Below are 12,490 nucleotides of genomic sequence, written 5' to 3' on the forward strand. Positions count from 1 at the left end.
TATTACCTCAATTTCAGCGTAGCGAGACCGACCAGCACGAGAATCACCGTAATGATCCAGAAGCGCACGATTACCCGGGGTTCGGGCCAGCCTTTGAGTTCGAAATGGTGATGGATCGGCGCCATGCGGAAGACCCGCTTGCCGGTCAGCTTGAAAGAAGCCACCTGGATAATCACCGACAGGGTCTCCATCACGAACACACCGCCCATGATGAACAGCACGACTTCCTGCCGTACGATCACCGCGATGGTTCCCAGCGCGGCACCGAGCGCCAGGGCACCGACGTCCCCCATGAATACTTGCGCCGGATAGGTGTTGAACCAGAGAAAGCCGAGCCCGGCACCGATCAGCGCCCCACAGAACACGATCAGCTCACCCGCGCCGGGGATGTAGGGAATCAGCAGGTAGTCGGCGAAGTTCACGTTGCCGGACAGATAGCAGAAGATGCCGAGCGCGCCGCCGACCATCACCGTCGGCATGATCGCCAGGCCGTCTAGCCCATCGGTGAGATTGACCGCGTTGCTGGAGCCGACGATGACGAAGTAGGTCAGCACCACGAAGCCGATCCCCAGCGGGATTTCGATATTTTTCAGCAGAGGCAGGATCAACGTGGTCTCGATCGGCGTCTGCGCAGTCGTATAAAGGAAGATCGCGGCGCCGAGGCCGAAGACCGATTGCCAGAAATACTTCCAGCGGCTCGGCAGGCCACGCGAGTTCTTCTCGATCACCTTACGGTAATCGTCAACCCAGCCGATTGCCCCGAACAGCAGCGTGACGGCAAGTACCACCCATACATAGCGGTTGGCCAGATCGGCCCAGAGCAAAGTGCTGATGGCGATGGCGCTGAGGATCAGGGCGCCGCCCATCGTCGGCGTTCCGGATTTGGACAGGTGCGTTTGCGGTCCGTCAGTCCGTACGGCCTGGCCGATCTGGCGCAGCTGCAGCGTGCGGATCAGCCAGGGCCCCATACACAGCGAGAGTACCAGCGCCGTGAGCACGCCGAGAATTCCACGCAGCGACAGGTACTGAAAGACCGCGAAGCCCGTGTGGAATCGTTGCAGATACTCGGCGAGTAGCAACAGCATCAGTGTTTCTCCATGCTGGACGCGGAAAGCGCTGCGACGACCTTATCCATCGCGGCGCTCCGGGATCCCTTAATCAAAATGGTGGTGGCGTTGCCCTGCTCCAGGCGCAGCGCTTCGATCAGGCTTTGCTGATCGGCGAAATGACGACCGCCGGCCCCGAAGGCATTGACGGCATGCGTCATCAGCGGCCCTACCGCAAACAAGGCACTGACCTTGCCTACGGCATAACTGCCCACTTCGCGGTGGCCCTGCTCAGCCCACTCACCCAGCTCGCCCATGTCGCCCAGTGCCAGCACGGTGCGCCCGGCGAAGCCGGCCAGCACATCGATGGCCGCGCATATAGAGGCAGGGTTGGCGTTGTAGGTGTCATCGATGAGGCGAACACCGTTGCTGAGCATCTGCGCGACGCCTCGGCCTTTGACTGGCTGCAGGTTCTCGAGTCCTTCAACGATGTGTTCGCGCGCGACACCCAATGCGTGCGCAGCGGCTGCAGCGGCAAGCGCATTGGCCACGCTGTGGCGGCCGAGCAGATTCAGCTGGATGCGTACGGACCCGGATGGACCGGTCAGGACGAAGTTCGGGCAACCGCGCAGATCATAGGCAATCGAAGCGGGATGGAAATCAGCCAGCGGGCTTTGCACCGCGAAGCTCACCACGCGCTTGCCCGCCGCCCGACGCTCCCAGATCGGATAGGCGCGATCGTCGCGATTAAGCACGGCGACACCATTTTCGCCGAGTCCGTCGAGTATCTCACCCTTGGCCTCGATGATTTTCTCCGGCCCGCCGAACTCGCCAACATGGGCAGTGCCGGCGTTGGTAATCAAGCTGACATCCGGCTGCGTCAGGCTGACGGTATAGGCGATCTCTCCGACACGCGAAGCACCCAGTTCGATAACCGCCGCCTCATGCTGAGGAGCCAGCTCCAGTAATGTAAGCGGAGCGCCAAGATCGTTATTGAGATTGCCACGAGTGGCCAATACCGCATCGCCGCCATGGGCAGCACGCAGAATGCTGGCGAGCAATTCCTTGACGCTGGTTTTACCGCTGGACCCGGTGATCGCGGCGACCGGGCCGGTAAACGCCGCACGGTTCAACGCGCCTAGCTGCCCCAGCGCTATTCGGCTATCGCCAACCACCAACTGGGGCAGCGAAACATTCTCCATATGCCGCTCGACCAAGGCAGCAACGGCCCCCTTGGCCGCGACCTCAGCGAGGTAGGCATGGCCGTCGAAACGAGGCCCGGTCAGGGCCACGAACAGCTGCCCCGGCTCGATGGCGCGGCTGTCGGTGCTGACCGAGCTGAAGGCCGTATCGGCATTGATCAGCTCGGCCGACAGCGGCTCGATCAGATCACTCAGGCGCATGGCTTCAAGCATCGGAATCCCTCCAGGCAGCCAGGGCAATCGAGGCCTGATCGAGATCGGAGAACGGCAGGCGCTCACCCTTGATCTCCTGATAATCCTCATGCCCCTTGCCGGCGAGCAGCACGACATCGTCAATTCCAGTGCCAGCAATGCATTGGGCGATCGCCTCGGCGCGGCCGGAAATAAAGATGGCGCGTTCGGGATCGCTGAAGCCTGCACGGATCTCGTCGAGAATCTGCAATGGGTCCTCGTTGCGCGGATTGTCATCGGTCACCACGATGCGATCAGCCAATCGTTCGGCCACGTCGGCCATCAGCGCTCGTTTGCCGCGATCACGATCGCCGCCACAGCCGAATAGGCACAGCAAGTTGCCCCGAGTATGCGGGCGCAGTGCATCGAGTACTTTTTCCAAAGCATCGGGCGTATGGGCGTAATCAACCACCACCAATGGGCGGTCGCCGCCGCCAAGGCACTGCATACGACCTGCAGGCCCCTGGATGTCCGGCAGCACGGCGAGAATTTCATCTAGCGGGTAATTCATCCCCAGCAGGGCACCCACCGCTGCGAGCAGGTTGCTGACGTTGAAACGACCCAGCAACGGGCTACGCAGAGAACGTTCGCCCTGAGGGGTAACCAGCCGCGCATGAATGCCGTTATCGTCCAGCTGCGCTTCCGGGCAATAGAGGTAGGCGGAGGCGTCGTCCAGGCTATACGTGATCAGCCGCGACTCCGCGCGCTCTGCCGCCAGGGCACGCCCGACGGAATCATCCAGGTTGATTACTCGACAGCTGAGCCCAGGCATCTTGAACAACTGAGCCTTGACCGCTGCGTAGGCTTCCATGGAGCCGTGATAATCCAGGTGATCGCGAGATAGATTGGTAAACACGGCCACATCGAACGCCAAGGCGGCAACCCGACCCTGCGCCAATCCATGGGACGAGACCTCCATCGCCACGGCTCGCGCGCCCTGCTTGCGCAGATTAGCCAGGTTTGCCTGTACGCCGATGGCGTCGGGGGTGGTGTGCTGGCCGAGTATCAACTCACCATGAAAACCAGTGCCGAGGGTGCCAATGATGCCGCAGCGCTCGCCCAGACGATCCAGAGCCTGAGCGATCAAGTAGGTCACGCTTGTCTTGCCGTTGGTCCCGGTGACACCAGCCAAATGCAAGCTGCGGCTTGGCTCCCCGTAGAATCGCCCAGCAATGGCAGACAGTTGCTCCGCCAAGCAACGGACCGGCACCAGCACGGCACTGGCAGTGCTCATTTCAGCGGCGCCTTCGGCTTCGTATGCGATCGCCGCCGCGCCACGTGAAATGGCGTCCGCAATGTGCACACGACCGTCCTGCTGGTGTCCGGGCACGGCCAGGAAAAGATCGCCCGGACGCACCTTGCGGCTGTCCAGAGTCAGCTCGCGTATGAGGATGTTACCCGCGGCCTGGGGAAGTAGCTGATTCAGGGGCATCGGCATCAGATCCGTCCTCCCTTCGTCTTGGCCGTCTCGGCCGTCTTGATTTCTTCTGGAGGAGGCAGGTTGTCAGGTGCAATGTTCATCAAGCGCAGCGCGCCGGACATCACACGGCTGAACACCGGAGCAGACACCAGGCCGCCGTAGTAGCCGCTCTTGCTCGGCTCATCGATCACCACCGCGATGGCTATACGAGGATCCTTCATGGGCCCGAAACCGGCGAACATCGAACGATAGGCATTTTCCTGATAGCCCCGACTGCTCGCCGAGGCCTTGCGCGCGGTACCGCTCTTGCCAGCCACGTGATAGCCCGGCACCTGGGCGCGAAAGACGCCACGCGGAGCCTCGATGACTTCCTGCAGCATGCCCTGGATGGTTTTGGCGACCTCAGGCGAAACCACTTCGGCGCCTTCCGGTTGCCGGTCCACGCGAGTGAGCGACATTGGCACCAAGCGGCCATCGTTGGCCAAGGTGCTGTATGCATGAGCCAGCTGCACGGCGGTTACCGAGAGGCCGTAACCATAGGAAAGCGTGGCGGTCTCGGCCTGACGCCATTCCCGATAACTGGGCAGGTTGCCGACTCGTTCGCCTGGGAAACCCAAACCCGTGTCCTGGCCAAAGCCAACTTTGCGCATGACTTCATGGATCGCCGTACCGCCAATATCGAACGCGATCTTGCTCATGCCAACGTTCGACGAATTGATCAGGATGCCAGTCAGATTCAGCTCCCGACCTTCGGTCCTGGAAACGTCGCGAATGGTATAGCGTCCGATGCGCAGCGATCCTGGCCATACTTCGACGATGTCGCTGGGCTTCCAGCGGCCCGATTCGAGCGCCGCGCTCATGGAGATTGGCTTCATGGTCGAGCCCGGCTCGAACAAGTCCGTCATCGCTCGGTTACGCATGGCGTCCGGCTGCAAATTGCGGCGATTGTTGGGGTTGTAGGTCGGCTGGTTGACCATGGCCAGCACCTCACCCGTTTTCACGTCGAGCATGACCAGGCTGCCAGCTTTGGCACCAAACTCCAGCAGCGCATTACGCAACTCACGGTGCGCCAAATACTGCAGACGCAGGTCGATAGATAGTGCCAAGGCCTTCCCGGCCTTCGCGTTCTTAACGACCTGCACGTCCTTGATCAGCCGTCCACGGCGGTCCTTGAGCACTTGGCGCTTGCCAGGCACGCCAGCGAGCCACTCGTCATACGCCAGTTCCAGCCCTTCGCGACCACGATCATCTATGTCGGTGAATCCGACCACCTGAGCAGCGACCTCGCCCGCAGGATAGAAACGGCGAAACTCTTCTTGTGAATAGACGCCCGGGATTTTCAGATCCAGCACACGCTGGCCTTGCTCGGGCGTCAACCCACGCACCAGATAGATAAACTCACGCTCGGCCTGGTCCTTGAGGCGCTGCGCAAGGGCTGTCGGCTCCTGACCAAGGGCCTCCGCCAAGTCAGGCCAGCGCGCCTGGGCGGCCTGGAGCTCGCGGGGATTAGCCCAAAGCGTGGTCACGGGCGTACTCACCGCCAAGGGTTCACCATGACGATCAGTAATCAGACCACGATGTGCCGGAATGGGGATATGCCGCACACTGCGTGCATCACCCTGTGTTTTCAAAAAGCCATGGTCGACTACCTGCAGATCGACGATTCGCCAGGCGATTACGCAAACCATCAGCGCCAACAAGGTCAGAACGATACGGAAACGCCAAGGATAAAGAGCCCCTTCAAGCTTTATCATGGCGCCACCAACCTGACATCGGCCGCTTGCGGGATGTGCATCTTCAACTGATCGGATGCCAGCGTCTCGATACGGTTGTGAGCCGTCCAGGTGCTCTGCTCCAGAATCAGGCGGCCCCATTCGGCCTGCGCCTTATCGCGCACGCTGAGCTCGCCATACAACTCATTGAGTAGTTGGCGATTCCAGTGCGCGCTATAGGCAACAGCGATCGCCGACAGGAGCACGGCAACGAATAGCACCAGCATCAGCAGGCTGCCACTGGGCATGGCACGGCGAGGCTGATTCACCGCAGTTTCTCCGCAACGCGCATCACAGCACTGCGTGAGCGAGGGTTGGCCTTGACCTCTTCGGGGGACGCGTATTGCGGCTTGCCCAGTAATTTCAGGCGCGGCACAAACCTCTCGGGAATAATGGGTAGATCGCGCGGCAGGCTGTCGGCCTCGCCCTTGGCATGACGGCGCATGAACTGCTTGACGATACGGTCTTCAAGCGAGTGGAAGCTGATCACGACCAGCCGGCCACCGACCTCGAGCGCCTCGAGCGCGGCGTCAAGCCCGGCCTCCAAGTCGCCGAGCTCGTTATTGATGAAAATGCGCAGTCCCTGAAAAGCTCGGGTCGCAGGGTTCTTGCCTTTTTCCCAAGCGGGATTAGCGACCGTCAGCACCTGAGCGAGATCGCCCGTACGTTCGAAACGCCGCTCGGCTCGACGCAGCACAACGGCGCGAGCCATCCGCTTGGCAAAACGCTCTTCGCCATAATCCCTGAGGACCCGGGCGATATCTTCTTCGCCGGCGGTGGCAATCCACTCGGCTGCGCTTACTCCGCGACTGGGGTCCATGCGCATGTCGAGCGGACCATCATTGAGGAAACTGAACCCGCGCTCGGGATCGTCCAGCTGCGGCGAAGACACGCCTAGATCCAGCAGGACGCCGCTCAAAGTGCCGGTCCAACCGCGTTGCGCAACTTCAGCGCCGAGCTCGGCGAAACTTCCCTGCACAACGACAAAGCGGCCATCCTCGGCCGCCAGTGCTTGCCCCGTAGCGATTGCTAGCGGGTCCTTATCGAAGCCTAGCAAGCAGCCATCAGGCCCAAGCTGCCGCAGCAGCAGACGGCTATGCCCTCCGCGCCCGAAGGTACCGTCCAGATAGCGACCATTCGCTCGCACAGCGAGCGCCGCAACGGCTTCGTCGAGCAACACGGTGATGTGGCTATAGCTGCTGGTCTGGTTCACAGGATTAGGTCGCGCAATTCTTCCGGCAAACCGCCGGGTTGTTTAATGGCCGCCAGGTCCGCATTTGCTTGTGCGTTCCAGTCGTCCTCGTTCCACAAGCTGAATTTGTTTAACTGACCGACCAACATGGCCCGCTTGTCCAGACCCGCGTACTCCCGCAAGCGTGGCGGCACCAGCACCCGGCCATTGCCATCCATTTCCAAATCCACCGCGTTACCAATCAGAAGGCGCTGCAGCCGCCGACTTTCTTCTCGCAATGATGGCAACTCGCGGAGCTTGGATTCGATCTGCTCCCATTCCGGAAGAGGGTAAATACAGAGGCAGCGATCAACAGCGTCGATGGTGATGATCAGCTGACCTTCGCAGCGCGAAACGAGCTCGTCACGATACCGGCTGGGCATGGCTAGCCGCCCTTTGGTATCGAGACTGATGGCGTTTGCTCCGCGAAACACGGCTGCGCTTCCCCTGATTAGCTATTCGTACCCATAAATACCCACTTCATTCCACTTCCTACCACTCCCGCGCACTATAGAAACGCAGCAGCCCCACCGTCAAGGTGAGCCTGACGGGAAAAACCCTTACGGGACGGTAATTTAGCGAGCAAATAAGGGATAAGCGGTAAAGCGGAGTACAAGCACCGAGGAGATATTCAGATAACCCAAAAACCTGCGCCGCAAAGTTAAAGTACTTTGTTAAGAGCAAGATTATTTTGGACTAAAAAGCGGGACGTTACGGAGAGGGGGGGTCGGAGAGTCGATCTGTAAGCCGGGTTCTGTCGAGGACAGTCATTCCTCTACGACAGCCATCACTGACTGCCTCTAGCAACCTACCCGGATCCAGCGCGGGCCACGCCAATGGATCCCTATTTGGTCTTGCTCCAAGTGGGGTTTACCTAGCCACGGACTGTTGCCAGCCGTGCGGTGCGCTCTTACCGCACCTTTTCACCCTTACCGGCGCCGAAGCGCTTAGGCGGTTATTTTCTGTGGCACTTTCCGTAGGCTCGCGCCTCCCAGGCGTTACCTGGCACTTCGCCCTATGGAGCCCGGACTTTCCTCCCTCCCTTCTTGTTGAACAAAAAGAGACAGCGACTGTCCGATCGACTCTCCGGCCGCCAGAGTACTTTGCCGCGCCTGCCCCTGCAAGCCGGCCGTCACGCCAAAGGCGTCAACCGCCTATGCTCGATGGCACGCCGCTTCGTTTCAGTTCGCCTTCTTGGCTTGCAGAGCCAACTGGTAGAGCAGGTTCTTCCTGACCCCCGTTATCTCCGCAGCAACCGCCGCCGCACGCTTAACGGGGAGCTCAGCCAGCAGCAAGTCCAACACCCTGCGCGCATTCGCATCGACAGCATCATCGCCCTGCGGCGCCTGCCAGCCTCCGACCACAAGCACGCATTCACCGCGCTGCTGATTGCTGTCAGACTCTACCCAATTGCGAAGCTCGCCCAGCGGCAACCCCTTCAACGTCTCGAATGTCTTGGTCAGCTCCCGTCCTAATACGGCGGGACGGCCCGGTCCAAATACCGTCACCAGATCGCCCAGCGCGTCGAGGATACGATGCGGTGCCTCATAGAAGATTAATGTGCGTGACTCTTCCCGCAGGTGATTCAGGCGTGCGTGGCGAGCGACCTGCTTGGCAGGCAGAAACCCCTCGAAGATGAAACGATCCGAAGGCAGACCAGCGGCACAAAGCGCAGCAATAAGCGCACAGGCGCCAGGCAGTGGCACGACTCGTATACCTGCCGCACGCGCCTGCCTGACCAAGTGGTAGCCCGGGTCAGATATCAATGGCGTGCCCGCGTCGGAGATAAGCGCCACGTCATCACCCGCCAGAAGCCGCCTGATGAAACGCCCCCCTTCATCCCGCTCGTTGTGCTCATGACATGCAGCCAGCGGGGTAGCGATACCGAAGTGCTGCAGCAGCCGGGCCGAGTGGCGGGTATCCTCTGCAGCGATCAGCGTCACCTCGGCCAACACGCGCAGCGCCCGCGCACTAATATCCTCGAGATTGCCAATAGGCGTAGCGACGACATAGAGCGTGCCTGCAGCGGAATTCACATCACCTGACGCAGTCACAGGGCATACCTCAATTTCTGAAAACGCGCATTGTAGCCCGTTTAGCGGCCGTGACATCGCAGCCCCAACAGTGCTTGGGTACAATCCACCGACACTCGCCAGCGCCTCTAGGATCAATCACATGATGGTTCGCTTTCGCCCGCTTCTCTTCTTATGCATTGCCGCCGTGCTTTCGGCCTGTGCCAGCTCGCCGTCTTCAACACTGGGCGAACTACCTCGGACCCCGCAGGCATCAACGCAACAAATGCTGGAGGAGGCCGACACCAGCGACCCTGCCAAGGCTGCCTTGCTGCGATTGTCGGCTGCCGACCAGAGCATGCGTCAGGGCAACCAAGCGCATGCTCGGCAGATACTCGAACAGGTCGCTATCGAGCAGTTGATGCCGGCTCAGCAGATGTTTGCCAAAACTCTGGAAGCAGAACTGGCGCTGGCGAACAATGAACCGCAGAGCGCCCTCCAAGCGCTGCAGCATCCCGCCTTCGAGCGCCTCGCAGAATTGCCTGTAGATCAGCAAGTGCGCACTCAGTTAGCGCGCGCACAGGCGTTCGAAGCAAACGATCAACCGCTCGATGCAGCACGCGAGCGCACCTTTATTGCACCACTGCTGAGCGGTGAGTCAGCCGAGCAGAATCACGAGGCGATCTGGTCGCTTGTATCGAGCCTGCCAGTCGACCAATTGCAGCCAACCGCTGACGCTGACCTTTCCGGCTGGTTATCGCTGGCAGCAACGGTGAAACAGGCCGGCACCATCGGTCAGCAGCAACGTGCGATCGATGCCTGGACGCAGCAGAACCCCAATCACCCAGCCGCACGGCGCCTGCCAGCGTCGCTGATAAAGCTTCGTGAACTTGCAGACAAACCCCTATCGCACGTGGCGCTACTGTTGCCCATGGACGGCCCCCTGGCCAGCGTAGCGCGCGCGTTGCGTGACGGATTTCTTGCCGCCCACCTTGCGGCACGGCAAGACCTGAAAATCGAGCTATTCGACAGCACGCGTCTTTCCTCGCTCGATGACTTCTATCGGCAGGCGGCCACGTCCGGAGTCGAGCTGGTCATCGGCCCACTGGAAAAGGACATGGTCCGTCAGCTGGCCAACCGCGAACAGCTACCGATCACCACCCTTGCCCTCAACTACAGCGATGCGGACCAGAAGACGCCACCGCAGCTGTTCCAGTTCGGCCTGGCCGCGGAAGACGAAGCGCGCGAAGTAGCCCGTCGCGCCTGGGCCGATGGGCACCGCCGGGCAGTAGCCCTGACGCCCCGTGGCGACTGGGGCAATCGAGTGTTCCAAGCCTTCCGCCAAGAATGGCAGGATCTGGGCGGAACGGTGGTCGCCGCAGAGTCCCTGGCCGAACCGATAGAACTGGCCAATCAGATAGCCGACCTGCTACAGATCCGCAGCAGAGAGGGCGGCGAGTCGCAGCCATCCCGTCGTCAGGACATCGATTTCCTGTTCCTTGCGGCGACGCCGCAGCAAGCGCAGCAGGTCAGGCCCACCTTGATTTTTCAATACGCTGGAGACCTACCGGTGTACGCCACTTCACATCTGCACGCGGCCACCGATAACCGCACCCAATATCTCGATCTCGAAGGCATTCGCTTCACCGAAACGCCCTGGCTGCTCAACCCCCAACTTCCCCTTCGCCAGGAAATCGAGCGCAAGTGGCCGCAAGCACGCGGTAGCTTGGGCAGGCTGTACGCCATGGGGGCCGACGCCTACCTGCTGGCGCCGCGCCTGAATCAGCTCCTGGTATTGCCTGAGACCCAACTCGACGGGCTGTCCGGCACGCTCAGCATTACGCCCGAGCAGCGAATCGAGCGGAGCCTGCCGTGGGCCGAATTTCACGACGGGCAAGTCCAGCCGCTCGCGGACACTCCCTATTGACGACCAGCAAACAGGTCAGCGGACAGCTCGCCGAGGACTTCGCGCAGCGCCATTTGCAAACGCACGGGCTGCGCCTGCTGCACCGGAACTGGACATGCCGTAACGGCGAGCTTGATCTGGTCATGCTCGATGGCGATACAGTAGTATTCGTCGAGGTTCGCTACCGGCGCCACGTGGCATGGGGTGGTGCGCTCGAGAGCGTTGACCTGCGCAAACAGCAGAAGCTGATCAAGGCAGCGCAGCTTTTTCTGCTAAGGGAGAGCCGCTGGGCGAAACACCCCTGCCGTTTTGACGTAGTCGCCATAGCGGGGACGATTGGCACCGCAGAACAGCCCAACTGGATCCGAAATGCGTTCGATAGCTGAAGACCAGAATCCCGTCTGCGGCGCTCGGCGAACCTCCTCTGCCCTCAAGATTTTCTAAGGCACGGCTCAGCAGCCCAGCCCGTCACCTGAAGGTTAAACACCGATGGATATGCAATCCCGTATACGTCAGCTTTTCCAGGCCAGCATAGAGACCAAGCAGAACGCTATGGAGGTGCTGGCGCCCAGCATCGAACAGGCCGGGCAAGTCATGGTCAACACGCTGCTCAGCGAAGGCAAGATCTTGACCTGTGGCAACGGCGGATCGGCCGGCGATGCACAGCATTTTTCTTCGGAGCTGCTCAACCGTTTCGAGCGGGAGCGCCCTAGCCTCCCTGCTATCGCTCTGACGACAGACAGTTCAACGCTGACTTCAATCGCTAATGACTACAGCTACAACGAGGTTTTTTCCAAGCAGATCCGAGCGCTTGGCCAGCCCGGTGATGTGCTGCTGGCGATCTCCACCAGCGGCAACTCAGCCAACGTCATCCAGGCGATACAGGCGGCGCATGACCGGGAGATGGTCGTGGTGGCGCTCACTGGTCGCGACGGCGGCGGAATGGCTTCCCTGTTGCTACCGGAAGATGTCGAGATTCGTGTGCCTGCGAAAGTGACCGCACGCATCCAGGAAGTTCATCTGCTCACCATCCACTGCCTGTGTGATCTGATCGATAACCAACTGTTCGGGAGCGAAGAATGAATTCGGTTCGACTGCACACGCTTACGCTTGCATTGTGCCTGGCCGTTACCGGCTGCAGCTCGGTTCTCACCGCCACGCGTGATGATCCCATCAATGACAACCGAGGAACCCGCACGATAGGCAGCACGATTGATGACTCCCTGATCGAAACGAAAGCCTCCGTAAATATCGCCAAGGCTCATCCGGATCTGGACCAGGCGTCACACATCATCGTTGCCAGTTACAACGGCGTGGTGCTGCTGGCCGGCCAAGTGCCACGTGAAGACCTCAAGCAAATGGCCGAGCAGGCTGCGAGCTCAGTACAGCGCGTCAAACGCGTACACAACGAGCTTCAAGTACTGAAACCCTCCTCCGCCCTGGCTCGCAGCAATGACTCCTGGCTGACCACTAAAATCAAAACACAGATGCTGGCCGACGCAAGCGTTCCCGGCTCACGCATAAAAGTCATCACAGAGAACGGCATCGTCTATCTGCTAGGTCTCGTTACTCGCCAGGAAGGCGATCGTGCAACGAGCGTCGTGCAAGGCGTTTCCGGCGTGCAACGCATCGTCAAGTTGTTCGAATATATCGACTAAGACAGCACCCGG

The 12,490-nt window shown here is 60.5% G+C and carries 12 protein-coding genes and 1 other RNA gene; 4 read left to right on the plus strand and 9 right to left on the minus strand.

Features of this window, described 5'->3' with window-relative positions; all coding sequences use genetic code 11:
- Positions 1 to 2: 2 nt before the first annotated feature.
- The 9 genes from mraY to rsmI form a co-directional block, all read right to left on the minus strand.
- The gene (mraY, locus tag CH92_RS16540) at positions 3 to 1,085 is read right to left on the minus strand and encodes a phospho-N-acetylmuramoyl-pentapeptide-transferase (RefSeq protein ID WP_025242878.1); all 1,083 of its coding nucleotides are present in this window, start codon (positions 1,083 to 1,085) and stop codon (positions 3 to 5) included.
- Positions 1,085 to 2,461 carry a UDP-N-acetylmuramoyl-tripeptide--D-alanyl-D-alanine ligase gene (locus CH92_RS16545; RefSeq protein WP_025242879.1) on the minus strand — a complete coding sequence of 459 codons (1,377 nt, stop codon included), beginning with the start codon at positions 2,459 to 2,461 and terminating at the stop codon, positions 1,085 to 1,087. Before CH92_RS16545 ends, mraY begins: the two co-directional genes overlap by 1 nt.
- Positions 2,454 to 3,917, minus strand: a complete 1,464-nt coding sequence (locus tag CH92_RS16550) for a UDP-N-acetylmuramoyl-L-alanyl-D-glutamate--2,6-diaminopimelate ligase (protein ID WP_025242880.1) — start codon at positions 3,915 to 3,917, stop codon at positions 2,454 to 2,456. The genes CH92_RS16545 and CH92_RS16550 overlap by 8 nt, the downstream gene beginning before the upstream one ends.
- The gene (locus CH92_RS16555; protein ID WP_025242881.1) at positions 3,917 to 5,653 is read right to left on the minus strand and encodes a peptidoglycan D,D-transpeptidase FtsI family protein; all 1,737 of its coding nucleotides are present in this window, start codon (positions 5,651 to 5,653) and stop codon (positions 3,917 to 3,919) included. Before CH92_RS16555 ends, CH92_RS16550 begins: the two co-directional genes overlap by 1 nt.
- Positions 5,650 to 5,919: a cell division protein FtsL gene (ftsL, locus tag CH92_RS16560; RefSeq protein ID WP_144381105.1), complete on the minus strand. Its 270-nt coding sequence runs from the start codon at positions 5,917 to 5,919 to the stop codon at positions 5,650 to 5,652. Before ftsL ends, CH92_RS16555 begins: the two co-directional genes overlap by 4 nt.
- Before the next feature lie 17 nt (positions 5,920 to 5,936).
- Positions 5,937 to 6,884 (minus strand): 16S rRNA (cytosine(1402)-N(4))-methyltransferase RsmH, encoded by a 948-nt coding sequence (gene rsmH, locus CH92_RS16565; RefSeq protein WP_025242883.1) that lies wholly within the window; start codon positions 6,882 to 6,884, stop codon positions 5,937 to 5,939.
- Positions 6,881 to 7,336 (minus strand): division/cell wall cluster transcriptional repressor MraZ, encoded by a 456-nt coding sequence (gene mraZ, locus CH92_RS16570; RefSeq protein ID WP_025242884.1) that lies wholly within the window; start codon positions 7,334 to 7,336, stop codon positions 6,881 to 6,883. Before mraZ ends, rsmH begins: the two co-directional genes overlap by 4 nt.
- A gap of 293 nt (positions 7,337 to 7,629) precedes the next feature.
- An RNA gene (gene rnpB, locus CH92_RS21520) (RNase P RNA component class A) lies at positions 7,630 to 7,988 on the minus strand.
- A gap of 95 nt (positions 7,989 to 8,083) precedes the next feature.
- A complete protein-coding gene (rsmI, locus tag CH92_RS16575; RefSeq protein ID WP_025242885.1) occupies positions 8,084 to 8,956 on the minus strand; it encodes a 16S rRNA (cytidine(1402)-2'-O)-methyltransferase in 873 nt (290 codons plus the stop codon).
- A 124-nt stretch (positions 8,957 to 9,080) separates the two neighbouring features.
- On the opposite strand from rsmI, the gene CH92_RS16580 reads away from it, so the two are divergent.
- From CH92_RS16580 to CH92_RS16595, 4 genes are all read left to right on the plus strand, one after another.
- A complete protein-coding gene (locus CH92_RS16580; RefSeq protein ID WP_025242886.1) occupies positions 9,081 to 10,841 on the plus strand; it encodes a penicillin-binding protein activator in 1,761 nt (586 codons plus the stop codon).
- The gene (locus CH92_RS16585; protein ID WP_025242887.1) at positions 10,838 to 11,206 is read left to right on the plus strand and encodes a YraN family protein; all 369 of its coding nucleotides are present in this window, start codon (positions 10,838 to 10,840) and stop codon (positions 11,204 to 11,206) included. The genes CH92_RS16580 and CH92_RS16585 overlap by 4 nt, the downstream gene beginning before the upstream one ends.
- 103 nt (positions 11,207 to 11,309) lie before the next feature.
- Positions 11,310 to 11,903, plus strand: a complete 594-nt coding sequence (locus tag CH92_RS16590) for a phosphoheptose isomerase (RefSeq protein ID WP_025242888.1) — start codon at positions 11,310 to 11,312, stop codon at positions 11,901 to 11,903.
- Positions 11,900 to 12,478: a BON domain-containing protein gene (locus CH92_RS16595; RefSeq protein ID WP_025242889.1), complete on the plus strand. Its 579-nt coding sequence runs from the start codon at positions 11,900 to 11,902 to the stop codon at positions 12,476 to 12,478. Before CH92_RS16590 ends, CH92_RS16595 begins: the two co-directional genes overlap by 4 nt.
- The last annotated feature ends 12 nt before the right edge of the window (positions 12,479 to 12,490 follow it).

Origin of the sequence: Stutzerimonas stutzeri, from assembly GCF_000590475.1 — a bacterium.
Taxonomy (GTDB): Bacteria; Pseudomonadota; Gammaproteobacteria; order Pseudomonadales; family Pseudomonadaceae; genus Stutzerimonas; species Stutzerimonas stutzeri_D.

Excerpts from the sequence above, each read along its gene's own strand:
- mraY (WP_025242878.1), bottom strand. The coding sequence starts at position 1,085 with ATGCTGTTGCTACTCGCCGAGTATCTGCAACGATTCCACACGGGCTTC.
- CH92_RS16545 (WP_025242879.1), bottom strand. The coding sequence starts at position 2,461 with ATGCTTGAAGCCATGCGCCTGAGTGATCTGATCGAGCCGCTGTCGGCC.
- CH92_RS16550 (WP_025242880.1), bottom strand. The coding sequence starts at position 3,917 with ATGCCGATGCCCCTGAATCAGCTACTTCCCCAGGCCGCGGGTAACATC.
- CH92_RS16555 (WP_025242881.1), bottom strand. The coding sequence starts at position 5,653 with ATGATAAAGCTTGAAGGGGCTCTTTATCCTTGGCGTTTCCGTATCGTT.
- ftsL (WP_144381105.1), bottom strand. The coding sequence starts at position 5,919 with ATGCCCAGTGGCAGCCTGCTGATGCTGGTGCTATTCGTTGCCGTGCTC.
- CH92_RS16580 (WP_025242886.1), top strand. The coding sequence starts at position 9,081 with ATGGTTCGCTTTCGCCCGCTTCTCTTCTTATGCATTGCCGCCGTGCTT.
- CH92_RS16590 (WP_025242888.1), top strand. The coding sequence starts at position 11,310 with ATGGATATGCAATCCCGTATACGTCAGCTTTTCCAGGCCAGCATAGAG.
- CH92_RS16595 (WP_025242889.1), top strand. The coding sequence starts at position 11,900 with ATGAATTCGGTTCGACTGCACACGCTTACGCTTGCATTGTGCCTGGCC.